The organism is Streptomyces sp. NPDC101152, from assembly GCF_044768275.1.
Lineage (GTDB): Bacteria > Actinomycetota > Actinomycetes > Streptomycetales > Streptomycetaceae > Streptomyces.
In genome coordinates this window covers 93,444-111,025 of sequence record NZ_JBIWPO010000017.1, presented here as the reverse complement: position 1 = coordinate 111,025, position 17,582 = coordinate 93,444, and the positions used below count along the sequence as shown (strand labels likewise).

Annotated in this window: 18 protein-coding genes; 11 read left to right on the top strand and 7 right to left on the bottom strand. The window is 71.1% G+C overall.

Features of this window, described 5'->3' with window-relative positions; all coding sequences use genetic code 11:
• Positions 1-123 precede the first annotated feature (123 nt).
• Entirely contained in the window at positions 124-645 is a 522-nt protein-coding gene (locus ACIRVK_RS23020; protein WP_404249936.1) for an RNA-binding S4 domain-containing protein, read from the bottom strand.
• 168 nt (positions 646-813) lie between these two features.
• On the opposite strand from ACIRVK_RS23020, the gene ACIRVK_RS23015 reads away from it, so the two are divergent.
• Positions 814-1,521 carry a uracil-DNA glycosylase gene (locus ACIRVK_RS23015; RefSeq protein ID WP_404249860.1) on the top strand — a complete coding sequence of 236 codons (708 nt, stop codon included), beginning with the start codon at positions 814-816 and terminating at the stop codon, positions 1,519-1,521.
• A gap of 38 nt (positions 1,522-1,559) precedes the next feature.
• Positions 1,560-2,522 carry a prolyl aminopeptidase gene (gene pip / locus ACIRVK_RS23010; RefSeq protein WP_404249858.1) on the top strand — a complete coding sequence of 321 codons (963 nt, stop codon included), beginning with the start codon at positions 1,560-1,562 and terminating at the stop codon, positions 2,520-2,522.
• A gap of 37 nt (positions 2,523-2,559) precedes the next feature.
• Here the strand turns inward: pip and ACIRVK_RS23005 are convergent, their stop codons facing one another.
• The gene (locus tag ACIRVK_RS23005) at positions 2,560-3,237 is read right to left on the bottom strand and encodes a GntR family transcriptional regulator (RefSeq protein ID WP_404249856.1); all 678 of its coding nucleotides are present in this window, start codon (positions 3,235-3,237) and stop codon (positions 2,560-2,562) included.
• A 144-nt stretch (positions 3,238-3,381) separates the two neighbouring features.
• Here ACIRVK_RS23005 and ACIRVK_RS23000 point away from each other — a divergent pair, with 144 nt between their 5' ends.
• The 5 genes from ACIRVK_RS23000 to acs all read left to right on the top strand — a co-directional run bounded on the left by ACIRVK_RS23000 (position 3,382) and on the right by acs (position 9,436).
• Positions 3,382-4,857: an NCS1 family nucleobase:cation symporter-1 gene (locus tag ACIRVK_RS23000; protein WP_404249854.1), complete on the top strand. Its 1,476-nt coding sequence runs from the start codon at positions 3,382-3,384 to the stop codon at positions 4,855-4,857.
• A gap of 5 nt (positions 4,858-4,862) precedes the next feature.
• On the top strand, positions 4,863-5,582 hold the full coding sequence (locus tag ACIRVK_RS22995) for an aspartate/glutamate racemase family protein (RefSeq protein WP_404249852.1): 720 nt from the start codon (positions 4,863-4,865) through the stop codon (positions 5,580-5,582).
• A gap of 83 nt (positions 5,583-5,665) precedes the next feature.
• Entirely contained in the window at positions 5,666-6,631 is a 966-nt protein-coding gene (locus ACIRVK_RS22990; RefSeq protein ID WP_404249850.1) for an MBL fold metallo-hydrolase, read from the top strand.
• A 172-nt stretch (positions 6,632-6,803) separates the two neighbouring features.
• Positions 6,804-7,448, top strand: a complete 645-nt coding sequence (locus tag ACIRVK_RS22985; RefSeq protein ID WP_404249848.1) for an acetate uptake transporter — start codon at positions 6,804-6,806, stop codon at positions 7,446-7,448.
• Entirely contained in the window at positions 7,445-9,436 is a 1,992-nt protein-coding gene (gene acs / locus ACIRVK_RS22980) for an acetate--CoA ligase (protein ID WP_404249846.1), read from the top strand. The genes ACIRVK_RS22985 and acs overlap by 4 nt, the downstream gene beginning before the upstream one ends.
• A 45-nt stretch (positions 9,437-9,481) precedes the next feature.
• Here acs and ACIRVK_RS22975 read toward each other — a convergent pair whose 3' ends face one another.
• Both ACIRVK_RS22975 and ACIRVK_RS22970 read right to left on the bottom strand, forming a co-directional pair.
• Positions 9,482-9,964 (bottom strand): GNAT family N-acetyltransferase, encoded by a 483-nt coding sequence (locus tag ACIRVK_RS22975; RefSeq protein WP_404249844.1) that lies wholly within the window; start codon positions 9,962-9,964, stop codon positions 9,482-9,484.
• Complete coding sequence (locus ACIRVK_RS22970) at positions 9,961-10,377, bottom strand: RidA family protein (protein WP_404249842.1); 417 nt, start codon at positions 10,375-10,377, stop codon at positions 9,961-9,963. Before ACIRVK_RS22970 ends, ACIRVK_RS22975 begins: the two co-directional genes overlap by 4 nt.
• Positions 10,378-10,673: 296 nt before the next feature.
• Between ACIRVK_RS22970 and ACIRVK_RS22965 the strand changes: the two genes are divergently transcribed.
• Both ACIRVK_RS22965 and ACIRVK_RS22960 read left to right on the top strand, forming a co-directional pair.
• Complete coding sequence (locus ACIRVK_RS22965; RefSeq protein ID WP_404249840.1) at positions 10,674-12,521, top strand: FUSC family protein; 1,848 nt, start codon at positions 10,674-10,676, stop codon at positions 12,519-12,521.
• Between the two features lie 200 nt (positions 12,522-12,721).
• Positions 12,722-12,904: a hypothetical protein gene (locus ACIRVK_RS22960; protein WP_404249934.1), complete on the top strand. Its 183-nt coding sequence runs from the start codon at positions 12,722-12,724 to the stop codon at positions 12,902-12,904.
• 59 nt (positions 12,905-12,963) lie between these two features.
• Here the strand turns inward: ACIRVK_RS22960 and ACIRVK_RS22955 are convergent, their stop codons facing one another.
• The 3 genes from ACIRVK_RS22955 to ACIRVK_RS22945 all read right to left on the bottom strand — a co-directional run bounded on the left by ACIRVK_RS22955 (position 12,964) and on the right by ACIRVK_RS22945 (position 16,143).
• Positions 12,964-14,901, bottom strand: coding sequence for an ABC transporter ATP-binding protein (locus ACIRVK_RS22955; RefSeq protein WP_404249838.1), 1,938 nt, complete (start codon positions 14,899-14,901; stop codon positions 12,964-12,966).
• Positions 14,902-15,079: 178 nt separating this feature from the next.
• A complete protein-coding gene (locus tag ACIRVK_RS22950) occupies positions 15,080-15,520 on the bottom strand; it encodes a hypothetical protein (protein WP_404249836.1) in 441 nt (146 codons plus the stop codon).
• A complete protein-coding gene (locus ACIRVK_RS22945) occupies positions 15,511-16,143 on the bottom strand; it encodes an ATP-binding protein (RefSeq protein ID WP_404249834.1) in 633 nt (210 codons plus the stop codon). Before ACIRVK_RS22945 ends, ACIRVK_RS22950 begins: the two co-directional genes overlap by 10 nt.
• 227 nt (positions 16,144-16,370) lie before the next feature.
• Between ACIRVK_RS22945 and ACIRVK_RS22940 the strand changes: the two genes are divergently transcribed.
• Together ACIRVK_RS22940 and ACIRVK_RS22935 are read left to right on the top strand one after the other, a co-directional pair.
• On the top strand, positions 16,371-17,231 hold the full coding sequence (locus tag ACIRVK_RS22940) for a helix-turn-helix transcriptional regulator (RefSeq protein WP_404249832.1): 861 nt from the start codon (positions 16,371-16,373) through the stop codon (positions 17,229-17,231).
• The gene (locus ACIRVK_RS22935; protein WP_404249831.1) at positions 17,232-17,486 is read left to right on the top strand and encodes a DUF397 domain-containing protein; all 255 of its coding nucleotides are present in this window, start codon (positions 17,232-17,234) and stop codon (positions 17,484-17,486) included.
• The last annotated feature ends 96 nt before the right edge of the window (positions 17,487-17,582 follow it).

Here is a 17,582-nt window from a genome sequence, read left to right as displayed (position 1 = left end):
GGGGGGGGGCGCCGGTGCCCGCGGCGCCCCCCCCCGCCCCCGGCCCGCCCCCCGGGGGGGGGGGCGGGGGGGGGCCCCCCCGGGGCCCCGCCCCCCCCCCCACCGCCGTATGCCCGGGCCGGGTCAGCGTCCGCCCGGTCGTGCCGTGCCACCGCCTCCCATGAGCCCGCGCAGGCGTTCCAGATCGCGGCGGTCGCGCTTGGTGGGGCGGCCCGCGCCACGGTCGCGGATGCCGATGGGTGCCACGGCCTCGCGGGGCGGCGGGGGAGGGGAGTTGTCGACATAGCACTGAACCGCCACCGGAGCGCCGACCCGCTTGCGGATCAGGCGCTTGACGATCACGATCCGCTCCCGGCCCTCGTGGCGCAGCCGTACCTCGTCGCCGACCCGCAGGGAGTGCGAGGGCTTCACGTTCTGGCCGTTCACGCGCACGTGTCCGCCCTTGCAGGCGGCGGCGCCGAGTGAGCGGGTCTTGATCAGACGGACGGCCCAGATCCAGCTGTCGACGCGCACGCTCTCGCCGGCCGTCGGTCCGGCCGCCTCGGCGGCGGCGATCACGGCGGCGACCTGGGGATCGCCGGCAGCCGCTGACACTCCGGAACCACCGGGCGCACCCTCGCTGCCGCCGGCAGTGGCGGTCTCCATCGGGGCGACCTGGCCGCTCGTCTCCTCGTGACCTTCCAAACCCATGCCCCCGACCTTAGTCCTCCCTCGCGTGTGCCCCCTGGCGGTTTTCCGCCCCGGTCCTCTCGGCGCCGGACCGTCGGCGGGCCCCGCAGCGGCTCGGGAGCTCCACCGCCGTACCGTTGACGCATGGACAGCCTGGCCGAGCTCGACCGTCGGATCGCCGGATGCGCCGCTTGTCCTCGGCTCGTCGAGTGGCGCGAGGAGGTCGGGCGGGTCAAGCGGGCGGCGTTCCAGGACTGGACGTACTGGGCGCGCCCGGTACCCGGCTTCGGGCCCGTCGACGCCTCGCTGCTGATCATCGGCCTCGCGCCGGCGGCGCACGGCGGTAACCGCACCGGCCGCATGTTCACCGGCGACCGCTCCGGAGACGTGCTGTACCAGGCGATGTACGACGTGGGGCTGGCCTCGCAGCCGACCTCCGTCGCGGCGGACGACGGCCTCGCCCTGCACGGCGTGCGCATCACCGCGCCCGTGCACTGCGCCCCGCCCGAGAACAAGCCCACCCCCGGCGAGCGGGACACCTGCCGGCCCTGGCTCGTCCAGGAACTGAAGCTGCTGCGGCCGACCCTGCGCGCGGCCGTGGTGCTCGGCGCCTTCGGCTGGCAGGCCGCGCTGCCCGCGTTCACGGAGGCGGGCTGGACGGTGCCCCGGCCACGGCCCGTCTTCGGACACGGCATCCGCGTGCCGCTGGACGGCCTCGACCTCTTCGGCTGCTTCCACGTCAGCCAGCGCAACACCTTCACCGGCAAGCTCACCCCCGAGATGCTGCGGGACGTGCTGCGGACGGCGGGGGAGGTGGCGGGGCTCCCCGTGAAACAGCTCCCCGTGAAATAAGGAGGCGGGGCGGCCACGGGGAGCGTTACGGTGCCCGGATGCCCCTTTACCCGGAGACCGAACCGTACGACCACGGCCTGCTCGAAGTCGGCGACGGCAACCGCGTGTACTGGGAGACCTGCGGAAACCCGCACGGCAAGCCCGCCGTCGTGCTGCACGGCGGCCCCGGGTCCGGCTGCAGCCCGTATCCCCGGCGCCTGTTCGACCCCGCCCTCTACCGCGTCGTGCTCCTCGACCAGCGTGGTGCCGGACGCTCCACGCCCCGGGCGAGCGCGCACGACACCGACATGAGCGTCAACACGACCGCCCACCTCATCGCCGATCTGGAGCTGCTGCGCCGGCACCTGGGGATCGAGCGGTGGCTGGTGTGGGGCGTGTCGTGGGGGTCCGTGCTGGGGCTGCGGTACGCACAGACGCATCCGGAGCGGGTGAGCGAGCTGGTGCTGACCGGGGTCGCCACCGGCTCCGACGCCGAGACGGCCCTGCTGACCAGGGGACTCGGCCAGTTCTTCCCCGAGGCCTTCGAACGGTTTTGGGCCGGGGTGCCGGAGGACGAACGGGACGGCAACCTCGCCGCCGCCTACAACCGGCTCCTCGAGTCGCCGGACCCCGCTGTGCGGGAGCGGGCCGCGCGGGCCTGGACCGACTGGGAGACGGCGATCATTCCGGCGCCGCCGCGGTCCGTCGAGCGGTACGAAAACGCGGAGTTCCGCAGGGGCTTCGCCCGCACCGTCACCCACTACTGGGGCAACGGCCACTTTCTGGGCGAGGGCCCCCACGAGGGCGTGGTCCTGCGGGACGCCCCGCAGTTGAAGGGCATTCCCGGCACCCTGGTCCAGGGCAGCCTCGACTTCGGCAACCTGCTCGGCATCGTCTGGCGGCTCCACCACGCCTGGCCCGGCAGCGAGTTGGTGGTCGTGGACGACGTCGGCCACACCACCGGCGCTCCCACCATCGCGGAGGCACTCGTGGCGGCCACCGACAAGTACGCCCGCGGGTGATCCGACGTTGTCGTCAGGCGGTGCGTAACCGTGGGTGCTACGCCTCCGTCTCTGCCTCTGCCTCGCCGAACAGATGCCTGACGGTGGAACGGTAGTTGGTCCGCACGTGGGCCAGCGCGTGCGCCTTCGCGCGCTCCGGGTCGCCGGAGGCGATGGCTTCGTACAACTCCCGGTGTTCGATGAGGAGTTGGGGCCACTCCTCGTTCCGCCGGGTCATCCAGCGCAGCCGGCCCGCGACCGGTTCCAGGGCGGCGACGATCAGGCTGTTGCCCGCCATCGCCACGATCCGGTCGTGCAGCTGACTGTTGATGTCGGTGATCGCCTCGGCGTCCTCGTCCTTCGTCGCGGCGGCGGCGCGGTCGAGGAGCGCCTCGACCTCGGCCAGGTCGCCGGGTGTCGCCTTGGCGGCGGCGAGACCGGCCGCGTACACCTCGAGGGCCTCGCGCAGTTCGAACAGCTCCCGGACGTCGTTCGGGGTCAGACGGCGTACGACGGTGCGGCGGGGCGTCTCGAAGTGCACGAACCCCTCGGCGACCAGCGCGCGGATCGCCTCGCGGACCGGCACCCGGGACACCCCGAGGCGCTCGGCCAGGTCTCGTTCCACCAGCCGGTCACCCGGGCCCAGTGTGCCCGCGATGATCTCCTGCCGCAGGCTCGCCAGGACCCGCTCGCGGACCGCGCCCAGAGGTTCGATCTTCGTCGTCGTGGAGCTCATGGAGCCATCTTCGCCGACTCCGGGGTGCTTTTACCGAGCGTTAACAACCGCGACATCGGTCTGAACTCTTGACGACGGGACCATGTCGGCAGTTTGGTATACCAAACGGCTGCCGTCCTCCGTCCCCTTGCCCATGGAGGCCCCGTGTCCCTCGCCGACCGCGCCGAAGCCACCGGCGCCCCAGCGTTCGTCCCCGATCCCCGGCTCACCAACGAAGACCTCGCGCCCGCCGAGAAGCGGAACTGGAAGGTCTTCGACCTCTTCGCGATGTGGATGTCCGACGTCCACAACCTCGGCAACTACACCTTCGCCGCCGGCCTGCTGGTGCTCGGCATGAACGTGTGGCAGGTCTTCACCGCGCTGCTCATCGGCTTCGTGCTCATCTACATCGGCATGAACTGGATGGGCCGGATCGGGCAGCGGCACGGTGTGCCCTTCCCGGTCGTCAGCCGGATCAGCTTCGGCGTCTGGGGCGCCAACATCCCGGCCCTGATCCGGGCCGTGATCGCCATCATGTGGTACGGCATCCAGACCTACCTCGCCTCCGTCGCCGTCAACGTGATGCTGCTGGCCGCCTGGCCGGGGCTGAAGTCCTGGACGCACCACTCGTTCCTGGGGCTCGACGCGCTGGGGTGGTGTTCCTTCGTGTCCCTGTGGCTGATCCAGGCACTGATCATCAGTCAGGGCATGGAATCGGTACGGAAGTTCCAGGACTTCTGCGGTCCCGCGATCTGGCTCGTGATGATCGCGCTGGCCGGGTGGGTGCTGTGGAAGGCCGACTGGAGCATCTCGCTCACCTCCACCCCGCACCCGGTGTCGGTCGGCGAGCAGTGGCGGCAGTGGTTCGGCGCGATCGGGCTGATCCTCGCCACGTACGGCACGCTGATGCTCAACTTCTGCGACTTCTCGCGCTTCGCGCCGGACTACCGGACCGTGCGGCGCGGCAACTTCTGGGGCCTGCCCATCAACTCGACCGCCTTCGTGGTCGTCTCGGTGATCGTCACGGCCGGCTCGCTGAAGGTGTTCGGCACGGCCATCACCGACCCGGCGGAACTGGTCGCCAAGATCGGCAACACCTGGGTGCTGGTCATCGCCGCGTTCACCTTCGCGGTGGCCACCATGGGCGTCAACATCGTCGCCAACTTCGTCTCGCCCGCGTACGACCTGGCGAACGTCTGGCCGCAGAAGATCACCTTCAAGGTCGGCGGCATGATCAGCACGGTCGCCGCGCTGGTCGTGACCCCGTGGAACCTCTTCTCCAACCCGACCGTCGTCAACTACTTCCTCGGCGGCCTGGGCGCCTTCCTGGGTCCGCTGTTCGGCGTGATCATGGTCGACTACTACTGGGTCAGGCGGGGTCGGGTGGACGTCGAGGAGTTGTTCGACGCCCGTCCCGGCTCGCGCTACTACTACAAGAAGGGCGTCAACCCCAAGGCGCTGGCGGCCTTCCTGCCCTCGGCCGCGGTCGCGGCGGTCCTCGCGCTGGTGAAGACGTTCAGCGACGTGGCCCCGTACTCCTGGTTCATCGGCACGGCGCTCGCCGCCGGGCTGTACCTGCTGATCTGCCGGTCCGAGCGGACCGCCGCCACCGGGCCCGCTCCCGCACCTGTGGAGGTCTGACGGACGTGCGGATCGTCGTCACCAACTGCAACACCACGCAGGAGATGACCGCGGAGATCGTACGAGGTGCCCGGGCCGCGGCTGGCCCGGGCACCACCGTGCTCGGGCTCACCCCCGGGTGGGGGCCGGAGTCCGCGGAGGGCTGGCTCGACAGCTACCTGTCGGCGGCGGCCGTCATCGATCTCCTGCGCACCTACGAGGGCCCCGCCTACGACGCCGTCGTGATGGCCGGCTTCGGGGAACACGGGCGGGAAGGCGTACGGGAGCTGGTCGACGTGCCCGTCGTCGACATCACCGAGGCCGCGGCGCATCTGGCGTGTCTGCTGGGGCGGCGGTACGGCGTCGTGACCACGCTGGAGCGGTCGTGCGGGCAGATCGAGGACAGCCTGGAGCTGGCGGGCGTGGGGCGCAACTGTGCGGCGGTCGTCGGAACGGGGCTCGGGGTGCTCGACCTCGGTGACGCCGATCGTACGGAGGTGGCGTTCTTGGCGGCGGCTGAGCGGGCCCTCTCGGCGGGGGCCGAGGTGCTGGTGCTGGGGTGTGCCGGGATGACGGGGTTGCAGCGGGCGGTGAGCGAGAAGTTGGGGGTGCCGGTTGTCGATGGGGTGGGGGCGGGGGTGAAGCTGGCGGAGTCGTTGGTGGGGTTGGGGTTGGTGACCAGCCGGGTGGGGAGTTTTGGGGTGCCGGTGCCTAAGCGGAGGGTTTGGGGGCGGGGGGGATCTTGATCCCGGGACGCGTAGGCGGCGGGCTGCGCCGTACCGCCACGACCCGCTCCTGCGCGTGGGCGGGCGCGGGCAGAATGGCCGGCATGAAACTTCCTGACGGACTCATCCAGGTTGCCGACGGGCTGCATCTGTGGGCCCCGGGGTATACCGGGACCTGGGGATTCGCCAACTGTCTGTTGATCGTTTCGGGGGAGGAGGCGGCCCTCGTCGACACTCCTTATGACCAGGCGATGACCGAGGCTCTGATGGGTGCTGCTGAGACGGTCCTGCCCGGTGCTGTGCGGACGATCGTCAATACGCATGTCAATGGGGATCACACGTTCGGTAATGGCTGCTTTCCCGATGCCGAGATCATTGCGACCAAGGCGAGTGCCGAGCACTTGTGCCATGAGCCGTCGCCGCAGCAGATGCACTTCCTCACCCATCAGACCCCGGCCGACCAGCCTCTGGGGTGGTACGCGCGTCGGCACTTCGGGCGGTACCGGTACGAGGGTGTGGAGTCCGTTCCGCCGACCGTCACCTTCTCCGGACGGTACGAGCTGACCGTGGGCGATATTGCGGCCGAACTGATCGAGGTGGGGCCCGCGCACTCGGCCGGTGATCTGGTGGTGCACTTTCCGGATCGGGGGGTGGTGTGCGCCGGGGACGTGCTGTTCGCCGGGGATCACCCGGTGCACTGGAACGGGCCGCTGGGCAATGTCATCGCGGCCTGCGAGACGATTCTGGCCTTGGACCCGGAGGTGGTCGTGCCGGGGCACGGGGCGGTGATGAGCAGGGAAGATGTCCGTTGCTATGTCACCTACCACCGGGAGCTGGAAGCTCTGATCCGCGCCCGGCACGCCGGTGGCCTTAGCGCCGACGAGGCTGCTGCGGACATCCTGGCCGGCGGCTTCCGTGACCACCTGGGGCTGCCGGAGCGGGTCGTCATTCTGACCGCGGTGGAGTATCGGCACCTGGACGGTGACACGGGGGAGCCGGATCTGGTGGCTCTTGCCGCGCGGGCGGCGGAGTGGGCGTACCGGCATCGCGGTGAGGACGTTCTCGACTAGAGATCCGCGCCCGGGGAACCCGGTCTCCGCCCCCGACGACGCCGGACGACCGTTCGTCGCACAGTCGGCACCGTTCGTCGATTGCCGACTGTGGGTGCGGCGCCTGTACGCCATAGGTGGTGCCTACAATGGATCTCACATTCTTGTGATCTGGATCACAGGAGGAGAGGCAATGAGCACTCCGACCACCGAACAGGCCAAGATCGCGGACCCCGGCCCGCTCGGCCTCGCCGCCTTCGCAGCGACGACGTTCGTTCTCAGCACGTTCAACGCGAATCTCATCACCGACAAGAAACTGGTCGCCGTCGTCCTGCCGCTCGCGCTTTTCTACGGCGGGCTCGCACAACTCCTCGCCGGCATGTGGGAGTTCCGCAAGGGCAACACCTTCGGCGCCACCGCGTTCGGTTCCTTCGGCGCCTTCTGGCTGTCGTACGCGGCCTACGCGAAGTTCGTCGTACCCGGCCTGCCGGCGGCCACCGCACACCAGGCCAGCGGGCTGTTCCTGCTGGTGTGGGCGGTCTTCACGGTGTACATGACCGTGGCCGCGACCCGCACGACGGGGGCGATCCTCGCCGTGTTCGTCACGTTGTCCGCGACGTTCATCGTCCTGTGCATCGCCGAATTCGCGCAGTCGCCGAACACCGTCAAGGCGGGCGGCTGGCTGGGCCTGCTCACGGCCGTGTGCGCGTGGTACGCGTCCTTCGCCGGCGTCACCAACTCCACGTACAACCGTGCCGTCATGCCGGTCTTGGCGAACCTCGGTGAACACCTTCGGCCCCACCGCACGCACCGCGGTCCCTTCGGAGCCCACGCATGACCGACTCCGGTGGCGAAACACTCTCCAACCTGCTCCGTGAGGAGCGACGGTTCCCGCCGCCCCCGGAGCTGGCCGACGCGGCGAACGCCACCGCGGCGGACTACGAACGCGCCGACACCGACCGCCTCGCCTTCTGGGACGAGGCGGCCGGCCGGCTGGACTGGGCACGGCCCTGGGACGAGGTGCTCGACTGGAGCCGTGCCCCGTTCGCCCGCTGGTTCACGGGCGGGCGCCTGAACGCGGCGTACAACTGCCTGGATCGGCACGTGGCGGCCGGCCTCGGGGAGCGGGTCGCCTTCCACTGGGAAGGCGAGCCCGGGGACACCCGCACCATCACCTACGCCGACCTGACGGCCGAGGTCTGCCGGGCCGCCAACGCCCTGCAGTCGCTCGGCGTGCGGACCGGCGACCGGGTGGCGATCTACCTGCCGATGATCCCGGAGACGGTGGTGGCGATGCTGGCCTGTGCCCGCATCGGCGCCCCGCACACCGTGGTCTTCGGCGGCTTCTCCGCCGAGGCGCTGCGCGGCCGGATCCTCGACTGCGACGCGCGAGTCGTGATCACCGCGGACGGCGGCTACCGCAGGGGCAACCCATCGGCGCTGAAACCCGCGGTCGACGAGGCGCTGCACGCGTGCCCGGACGTACGCAGCGTGCTGGTCGTCCGGCGCACCGGACAGGACGTCGACTGGACCGACGGGCGGGACGTGTGGTGGCACGACCTGGTGGACGGACAGTCGTCCGAACACGAGGCGGAGGCCTTCGACAGCGAACACCCGCTGTACATCATGTACACCTCTGGTACGACGGCCCGCCCGAAAGGCATCCTGCACACCACCGGCGGCTATCTCACCCAGGTCGCCTGGTCGCACTGGGCGGTTTTCGACGTCAAACCGGAGCGGGACGTGTTCTGGACCGCGGCGGACATCGGCTGGGTCACCGGCCACTCGTACATCGTGTACGGCCCGCTCGCCAACGGCGTCACGTCCGTGATGTACGAGGGCACCCCGGACACCCCGCACAAGGGCCGTTGGTGGGAGATCATCGAGAAGTACCGCGTCTCGATCCTCTACTGCGCCCCGACCGCGATCCGCACCTTCATGAAGTGGGGCGCCGAATTCCCGGCCGAGTTCGACCTCTCGTCGCTCCGGCTGCTGGGCTCGGTCGGTGAACCGATCAACCCGGAGGCGTGGATCTGGTACCGCAAGCACATCGGCTCCGGCCGCTGTCCGGTCGTCGACACCTGGTGGCAGACGGAGACCGGCGCGCAGATGATCAGCCCGCTGCCGGGCGTGAGCGTCTGCAAGCCGGGTTCGGCCCTGCGGCCGTTGCCGGGCATCGCGGCCGACGTCGTCGACGACACGGGCAAACCGGTGCCCGACGGTTCCGGCGGCTATCTGGTCCTGACCGACCCGTGGCCGGGCATGCTGCGCACCATCTGGGGCGACGAGCAGCGGTACATCGACACGTACTGGTCGCGCTTCCCCGGGACGTACTTCGCCGGGGACGGCGCGAAGAAGGACGAGGACGGTGACATCTGGCTGCTCGGCCGGGTCGACGACGTCATGAACGTCTCCGGGCACCGCATCTCCACCACGGAGGTCGAATCGGCCCTGGTCTCCCATCCGATGGTCGCGGAGGCGGCCGTGGTCGGCGCGACCGACCCGACGACGGGCCAGGGCGTCGTGGCCTTCGTCATCCTGCGCGGCGACGCACAGGACGTCGGGCCCACGGGTGCCGAGCAGGTGGCGACCGAGCTGCGTGCCCACGTCGCCAAGGAGATCGGCCCGATCGCCCGGCCGCGGCAGATCCTGGTGGTCGCCGAACTCCCCAAGACCCGCTCCGGCAAGATCATGCGCCGCCTGCTGCGGGACGTCGCCGAGAAACGCGACCTCGGTGACGTCACGACGCTCACGGACTCCACGGTGATGGACGAGATCCGCGAGCGACTGCCTTCGGCGGGCTCGGCGGGAGGTGAGGAGGAGTAGAAGGTTTCTGCGGGGGTCGTGGTGTGCGGGCCCGCGCTCCCGGGCTCAAGGGCGCCACACGTACCGCACATCCGGCTCCCGCTCCTCGTTCCCGCTCCCGTCCGTGTACTCGACGGCGACGAAACCGTGCCGCTCGTAGAACCGGTGAGCGGGCTTGTTGACCTGGAAGGTCCACAGGGTGAGACCCTGCGGACTGCGCTCCTTGGCCAGCCCGACGAACCGGTCCCCGAGACCGCGTCCACGCCAGCCCGGGGCGAGATAGAGCTGGGAGAGCTCGTCGTCGGCGAGCACCATGACCCCGACGATCCCGTCCCGGTACCCCGCATCCGCGACCCACGTCTCCCGGAAGGGCACCACGACGTCCCGGAAGTAGCCCCGCACCTCGTCGGCGGACCGGGGACTGACGACCGTCGGCAGCGCGGCGGCGAAGGAACGCAGCCAGACATCGGCCGCGGGCCGGGCGTCCGTGGCGCCGGCGCGGCGCAGGACGACGTGGTCGGCCGGCTGTCCGGGTTCGGCGGCGTTCACCGGCGGGCCTCCATCTCGGGCACGACAGCGGTAGCGGTGATCTCCACGAGTTGCCCGGGGTACCCGAGGCAGGCGACGCCGAGCAGCGTCGAGGAGTGCGGCCCCGCACTCAGCCCGGACGCCTCCACGACGTCCCAGACGGCGGTGAGCACGGCGGGTTCACCGGCGACGACGTACACGTCCGTCGCCACGACGTGCGCCAGGTCGGAGCCGACGGCGCGCAGTTGCTCGCCGAGGTTCACCAGTACCTGCTCGGCCTGCCGCACCGGATCCCCCTCACCGACCAGCCTCCCCTCCCCGTCGAGCGGCACGGCCCCGGCGAGGAACGCGAGCCGCGCACCCGCCTCGACGACGGACCCGTGGGCGTAACGGGGCGGCGGGAACAGTCCTGGGACGGTCACACGATGGATCACGGGGCGGCTCCTTGAACGGGTGCTGAAACGGGGGCAGTTCTGGACGCGGGCAGGGGCCGACGCGGACGCAGGACGACCTACCGATGGTCCGGCCCGCCGACCGGTTCCGCATCTGGTTTTCCGCGTGGTCGGGGAGAGTTGCGTTCATAAAGAACCCGTCTTTCCGGTCACCCGTCACATCTCCGAAACACATTCGTCCCGTTCGCTCCAGCTCACCCGTTTACCGTGGAGGCACACCGCAGCCCCGGCCACCGTCGCCCGAAGGCACACCCCGCCCTCGTCCGGACAGGAGCCCTGTGTCCCGTACGTTCGTCGCTCTGCCCCCTTGGCTGGCGCACGCCTTCCGTGCCCAGGGAGGGCCCGTGCCCTGGAGCGCGGTCATCAGGGGCGCGCTGTCGGCCGGGCCGCTTCTCCTGCTCGCCGTCCTGCTCGACCGCACCGCGCCGGGCGTCATCGCTGCGATCGCCGCCATGCTCGCCGGGATCAACGACCGTCCCGGCAGCCGGCGGGCCTCCGTCAAGCGGATCGGCGTGCCCGCGCTCGCGGGAGCGGGCGGGCTGCTCGTCGGGACGTACGGGGGCGAGCATCTCGGGGCCGTCGCCCTGACCTTCCTGCTCACCGCTCTCGGGCTCGTCGCCGGTGGCATCAGCGCGGTCGGGCCGGTCGCCTCCGGCGTCGGGACGCACATGCTCGTCGGCTCGGCCATCGGTGCCGGGATGCCGGGGCCGGAGCCGGGATGGCTGCGCGCCCTCGCCTTCCTGTGCGGCGCCGGGTGGCTGCTCGCGCTGCGGCTGGTGCTGCCGACGCCGGGGGCCACGGCCGGTGACTTCCGCTTCGACGGGGAGCGGGACGCCGTCGCCGCCGTGTACGACGCCGTCGCCGAGTTGCTCGACGCGGTGGGCAGCGAGAGCGCCGTCGACCGGAGGGAGGCGCTGACCGCCGCTCTCGACCACGCGCAGGACGCCCTCGCCGGGCCCCGGTTGCGCCGGTACGCCTCGTCCACCGCCGAACGGCGGCTGCACGCGCAGTACGCCGCAGCGTTGCCGCTCGCCGAGGCGGCGACCGCGCTCGCGTGGGCCGGGGAGGCGGTGAGCGGGCGGACGTCCGAGGGGCCACGGCGGCTCGCCGTCGCCGTACGGGAGAACACGCACACCGGGCCCCTGCCCGCGCCCCATCGGTCCGCCCCCGCGCTGCGTGCCCTGGACGACGCGCTCCTGCACGCCGCCGACGCCTTCGACCGGGGGAAGCCGACCGACCTGCACACCCGCAGGCGGACGGCGGCGAGCGTGCTGCGGCTGGTGTTCGGTGCCGGTGGCCGGGAGTACGGGCTGCGGGTGGCCCTGTGCTTCGGGGCCAGCGTCGCCGTCGCCCAGTATCTGCACCACGCCCGGTGGTACGGGCAGCACGCGCACTGGTACTGGCTGCCGGCCACCGCCGTGTTCCTGGTCAAGCCCGACCTCGGGCCGCTCGTGTCCCGTGTGCTGTGCCGGGCCGCCGGGACCGTGCTCGGGGCGCTGCTCTTCGCCGGCTTCGCCGCCGTGCTGCCCCGGCCGGAAGGGCTGGTCGTCCTGGTGGCGGTGAGCGGCGCCCTGATACCCGTCGCCACCCGGCACTTCGCCGCGCAGACCGCCGTCGTGACCGTGCTCGTCCTCGCCCTCGTCATGGTCGGCGGGGAACCGCAGGCCTCTGTCAGCCGAATCGGGGAGACGCTGCTGGCCTGCGCGATCGTGCTGGTCGTCGGGCATCTGCCGATGCCGGGGCAGCGGGGCGGGGGAGTACGGGCCCGGCTGACGGCGGCGGGCGCCGCCGCGCAGGCGTACCTCACGCACGTCCTGGGCGGGTCGGACGACCGTACCGCCCGCTGGACCCTGCGCCGCGAGGCCTATCGGCGGCTGGCCGAAGCCCGTTCCGCCATCGCCCTGACCGCCGCCGAGCTCCCGCCGCTGGCCCGGCACTCGAAGGGCGCCGACAGCGTGGTCGCCACTCTCGAACGGCTCGTGGACGCCACCACCGCCTGTGCGGTCCACCTCGACGACTCGGGCCGGCTGTCGCCGCGCGACATCGAGCAACTCGCCGGGCTGCTGGAGGAGTTGGGGCGCGAGCGGAGTTTCGTACCGCTGCCCGAACTGCCGCTGGCGGGGTAGCGCCCGGCGGCACCGGGTCCGTACACGCAAAGTGCGGAAGCTGGTACGGAAAGCGACGGAGATCGTCGCAAAGTGACCGGATCCTCACACTCCGCGTTGAACAAGTGTCAACTACGTCTCAGTCCAGCAACTGAGCGAGGCTTTCTCGACCCCGAAGGCGTTAACTCCTACAAGCACAAAGCTGATGGAGGTGCGAGATGGTGAACGGGCGAACAGTGCTCGAACGCTTTCCCGCAGGTGGGCCGCGAGGCTCGTGGCCGGCGGAGGAGTTCGCGCACGCGCGACGGCTCGAAGGACTGCCCGCGGAGGTCGTCATGGACCTCGCGACGGACACGTTCCTGGTGATCGTACGCAGCGACACGGCAGCGGACGTGGTCGCCTGACGTGAGCCCGCCCCCAGGGCGGGCGTTCACTCCCTCCGACCTTCCCTACGGGTGTCACCTCACCCCGCTTTCGGCACCGGTGCCGTGAACTGTTCCGCCTGCAGCGAGTACAGCTCCGCGTAGATCCCGCCGCAGGCCAGCAGCTCGTCCGGGGTGCCGGACTCCGCGAGCCGGCCCTGGTGCAGGACGTGCACCAGGTCCGCGTGGCGCACCGACGCCAGCCGGTGGGTGATGAGGATCACGGTCTGGCCGGTCGAGGCCAGGGCGCGGATCTTCTCGAAGACCTCCAGCTCGGCCCGCGCGTCCAGCGCCGCCGTCGGCTCGTCCACCACCAGGATCCGGCCGCGCCGGTAGGCCGCGCGCGCGATGCCGAGCCGCTGCCACTGGCCCCCGGACAGCTCGTGCCCGCCGCTGAACTGGCGGGCGAGCAGGGTGTCCAGGCCGTGCGGCAGGTCGGCCACCACGTCCTCGGCGCCCGCCTCGGCGAGCGAGGCGGCCATCCGCTCCTCGGTCAGCGGCGCGGAGGAACGTCCGATCGCCACGTTCACCCGGGCGGTGAACGGCCAGCGCTTGAAGTCCTGGGCCACCATCGCGATCCGCTCGGCGAGCCGCTGCCGGTCCGCGCGGGCCGCGTCCACCCCGTCCCACAGGATCCGGCCCCGGTCCGGGGTGTACAGGCCGGCCAGCAGCTTGACCAGGGTCGTCTTGCCGGAGCCGTTCTCGCCGACCAGCGCCACGATGCGGCCCAGCGGAATGCTCAGGGTGACGTCGTCGAGGGCGGGGCGGGCCGACTCGCCCGGATAGCTGAAGCTGACGTTCTCGAAGCGGATCTCCCGCGGCTCCTCGGGCAGCGGGTCGCCGCCGACCGGGATGGCCCGTTCGGCCGCCTCGACGTACAGCTTCTGCAGATCGCCGACGAAGAGGGCCTCCTCGTGCAGCGAGTTCACCGCCAGCACCAGGTTGTCCAGGCTCGACGAACCCGTCCGGATCGCGATCACCGCGGTACCGGCCACCGACAGCGCCATCGCCCCGGCGAGCAGCAGCCCGGCCAGCGTCGCGTACGTCGCCACGGTCGCCAGGCCCGTCCAGGCCCCCGCGATCAGACCGGTGCGCGCCGCCAGCCGGGCCAGCCGCGCCTGTTCCGCCTCCGCCGTCTCCGACATGGCGTGGAAGTGCCGCAGCAGAAAGGGGCCGACGCCGTGCACGCGGATCTCGGGCGCGGCGGCCGGCTCGGTGAGCAGACCGCTGATCAGATGGCCGGCCCGCGCGTGCTGCACCCACGTGTGGAAGGACTCGTAGCGGCGCTGGGCGTTGCGCAGCGAACTCCAGGCGCTCGGCAGCGTCATCGTCACGAGCAGCGGAAGCAGCGCCGGATGCAGCACGGTCAGCACGCTCGCCGCCGCGATCAGCGAGATCAGCGCGTTCACCGCGCGCGTCGCGTACGAGATCATCCGGCGGGCCGAGCCGGCGCCGTACTGCGCGGTGTCCAGCAGCTTGTGGAAGGCGTGGTCCTCGATCGCGGCGAGCTCCACACTCGCCGCCCGTTCCAGATACAGCTCGGTGGCCACCCGCTCCACCTTGGGCTCGAGCCGCCCTGTCGCATACGTCGACGCGGCCCGCAGCAGCGCCCCGAACAGGGTGACGGCGGCCAGGGCGGTCAGCACCGGTACGGCGCCGCGCAACCGGTCCTGGATCTGGCCGCCGGCGATCAGCCGCCCGAGCACGCTGTTCATGGCGAGCAGGGTCACCGCCTGCGCTGCGCCCCGGCCCGCCTCGGCGGCCAGCACGATCCGCGCCGCCCGCCGGTCGGCCTGCCAGGCCAGCCGGAGGCTGGAGCCCAGCAGGGCGGGCAGCCGTGTCACCAGGGCCCGGAAGTCCAGCTCCAGGAAGGCCTCGCGGTGCTGGTTCCAGCCCATGTCATAGCGCAGCGGGCCGCCGAACAGCAGCCGCTCCGACTCGGAGACCTCGGCGCTGACCGAGTCGCGTTTCTTCCCCACCGCCGGTGCCCCCCGATCCGCGTCCGCACGCCGCCGAACGGCCACTATCCCGGGACGGCGTCCCACCAGGGCAGAGCGTGAGCGGGAGAAGGCCGGGTGCGCGGGCGTACGCCCCGCGGCGGCCGGACGATCACCACCGCGGCGGACCGATGTTTACGCAACCATGGTGCCGTCGCGACTATGCGGTGACGGGACGTGACCAGGTGGGCGTCGTCCCCATCACCCGGCACACGGCCAGGTACAACGGGATCGGCGGGGTGTACGGGAGTGTGCCGTCCGGCCTGTGGATCAGGCCGGGGACCGCCGGGGCGTCCGGAACTACCGCCCCGGCGGCGTACTGGGCGGGGGCGGGCCACTCCAGGGCGTAGTCGGAATCGGAGGGGACGAGCCACCACCAGTGCGCCTCGTCGGCGAAGACGCACCCCACGCGGGGCAGCCGGGGCAGCACCAAGGGGCCGAAGCGGGCGGGCACCGCCACCGCGTCGCAGCCCAGCGGAGCCGTCATCCCGTCCGGCACGGGCAGTCGCCGGGGCGTGCCCGGGGCGTGCAGCCCGCGCTCGAGGCGGACCAGCGTGTCCAGGCTCAGCACCTGCCGTCCTGACCCGGCCCTCAACCCCATGTGATCCCCGTTCCCCGTGTCCCGTGGCGCGCGTCCGGTTCGTCCTCGTCGTCCGGGCCATCGGCCGGCCCCGGCTGGGACCTGGCTCCCCAGCCCAGGTCGTTGCAGGGTCCGCAGTCGTGTCGCGGCTCGTCCGTCTTGCGGGGCAGCTCCGCCCAGACCAGCAGGCCCAGTCCGTGTTCGTGGGCCCCCCACGCGTGACAGAGGGTGTCGATGAGGAGCAACCCCCTCCCGTGCTCCTCCTCGGGCCGAGCCCGCGACGGGTGGGGCGCACCCGGCGCACAGCCCTCGTCACGCACGGCTATCCGCACGAGGTCCGCGCCGTCGTGCAACTCGCACACGATGTGGCTGCTCGCGGTGTGGACCAGGGCGTTGGTGACCAGCTCGGTGATCACCAGAGCCGCCGTGTCGCAGATGTCCTCGCACACCGACCAGCCGTTCAGCCGGGCCCTCGTCAGGCGTCTGGCCTGCGCGGGAGAACCCGGATGGGCGGCCAGCTCGAATCGGAACCGGCGCTCGGCCGCGACCCCTCCGGGGCCTGCTGCCGGGGCGGCACCGAGGCTGTGGGGGTGGCCTTCGGCGGCGTCTGTTCCTAAGGGCGCGGACGGAATCACGCTTGCCACTATCGCCCCGGCGTGAACACTTGGCAAGTGTCACTCTGAAAATTGCAGAGTGCGGTGTGACGTTGTGGACGGCCATGGCACACTGCTCGCAACAGCACGTCGAGCGGCGCCAGTTGAGATCAACGGAGATCGGTACAGAACCGTACAGATCTTTCGAATGGGTCTTCGAATGGCGCCGCATGGCTGTCAGCGTCTTTTTCGAGCCCTCGGCCGCCTGGAGGTGGAGCGTGAGCGAACCGCGGTCCGCGCCGACGGTCGGTCAGGTCGTCCTCGGCCGACGGCTGCTGGACCTGCGGGAACGCGCCGGACTCAAGCGCGAGGAGGCCGCCAGGGTCCTGCGCGTCGCCCCCGCCACCGTCCGGCGCATGGAGATGGCCGAGGTCGCCCTCAAAATCCCGTACCTGCAACTGCTGCTGAAGTCCTACGGCGTCTCCGACGAGGAGGCCGAGACCTTCGTGCAGTTGGCCGAAGAGGCCAACCGGCCCGGCTGGTGGCAGCGGTTCCACGACATCCTGCCCGGCTGGTTCTCCATGTACGTCAGCCTGGAGGGCGCCGCCTCGCTGATCCGCTCCTATGACCCGCACTTCGTCCCCGGCCTGCTGCAGACCGAGGACTACGCACGCGGCGTGCTGAGGTCGGGCGCGATCGGCCAGACCAGCCCCGACGACATCGAGCGCCATGTCGCGCTGCGCATACAACGACAGGAACTGCTCACCCGTCAGGACGCGCCCCGGTTCTGGGCCGTGTTCGACGAGACCGCGCTGCGCCGCCCCGTCGGCGGCTCGGAGGTGATGCGTGCCCAGATCGACAAACTGCTCGAGACCACGAAGCTGCCCAACGTGACGCTGCAGGTCGCACCGTTCCTCAACGGCCCGCACCCCGGGACGTTCGGGCCCTTCGTGCTGTTCCGATTTGCCATGTCAGAACTGCCGGACATGGTCTACAGCGAGTACCTGACCGGCGCCGTCTACCTGGACGCGCGCTCGGAGGTGGCGACCCACCTCGAGGTCATGGACCGCACGGCGGCGCAGGCCGCTACGGCACATCGCACGAAGGAGATCCTCGAGGATCTCCGCAAGGAGCTGTGAATGGATCGCATCAAGCCGCGCAAACACGTCTACAACGGCATGCCCGCGCGGGAGTTGGGCAGTGAGGGCTGGCACAAGCCCTGGAGTGGCGGCAACGGCGGCAACTGCCTGGAGGCGATGAAGCTCGCCGACGGACGGATCGCCGTCCGCCAGTCCACCGACCCTGACGGCCCGGCGCTGATCTACACCACCGACGAGATGACCGCGTTCATCGAGGGCGCCAAGGCGGGGGAGGCCGACTTCCTGCTGAACTGATGGTGTGTTGATCCGATGGGTACGTTAATCAATGGTTGAGGTCGGCGGCTAGCGGCGCGTTTGAGGTGATGGGGGAGGAGTCGGGGTGGGTCGGTA

What these genes read in the sequence shown, in the direction of transcription:
- ACIRVK_RS22950 (WP_404249836.1), bottom strand. Translation starts at nt 15,520, where the DNA reads ATGGGGTTGAGGGCCGGGTCAGGACGGCAGGTGCTGAGCCTGGACACG.
- ACIRVK_RS23015 (WP_404249860.1), top strand. Translation starts at nt 814, where the DNA reads ATGGACAGCCTGGCCGAGCTCGACCGTCGGATCGCCGGATGCGCCGCT.
- ACIRVK_RS22990 (WP_404249850.1), top strand. Translation starts at nt 5,666, where the DNA reads ATGAAACTTCCTGACGGACTCATCCAGGTTGCCGACGGGCTGCATCTG.
- ACIRVK_RS22985 (WP_404249848.1), top strand. Translation starts at nt 6,804, where the DNA reads ATGAGCACTCCGACCACCGAACAGGCCAAGATCGCGGACCCCGGCCCG.
- acs (WP_404249846.1), top strand. Translation starts at nt 7,445, where the DNA reads ATGACCGACTCCGGTGGCGAAACACTCTCCAACCTGCTCCGTGAGGAG.
- pip (WP_404249858.1), top strand. Translation starts at nt 1,560, where the DNA reads ATGCCCCTTTACCCGGAGACCGAACCGTACGACCACGGCCTGCTCGAA.
- ACIRVK_RS22935 (WP_404249831.1), top strand. Translation starts at nt 17,232, where the DNA reads ATGGATCGCATCAAGCCGCGCAAACACGTCTACAACGGCATGCCCGCG.
- ACIRVK_RS23020 (WP_404249936.1), bottom strand. Translation starts at nt 645, where the DNA reads ATGGAGACCGCCACTGCCGGCGGCAGCGAGGGTGCGCCCGGTGGTTCC.
- ACIRVK_RS23005 (WP_404249856.1), bottom strand. Translation starts at nt 3,237, where the DNA reads ATGAGCTCCACGACGACGAAGATCGAACCTCTGGGCGCGGTCCGCGAG.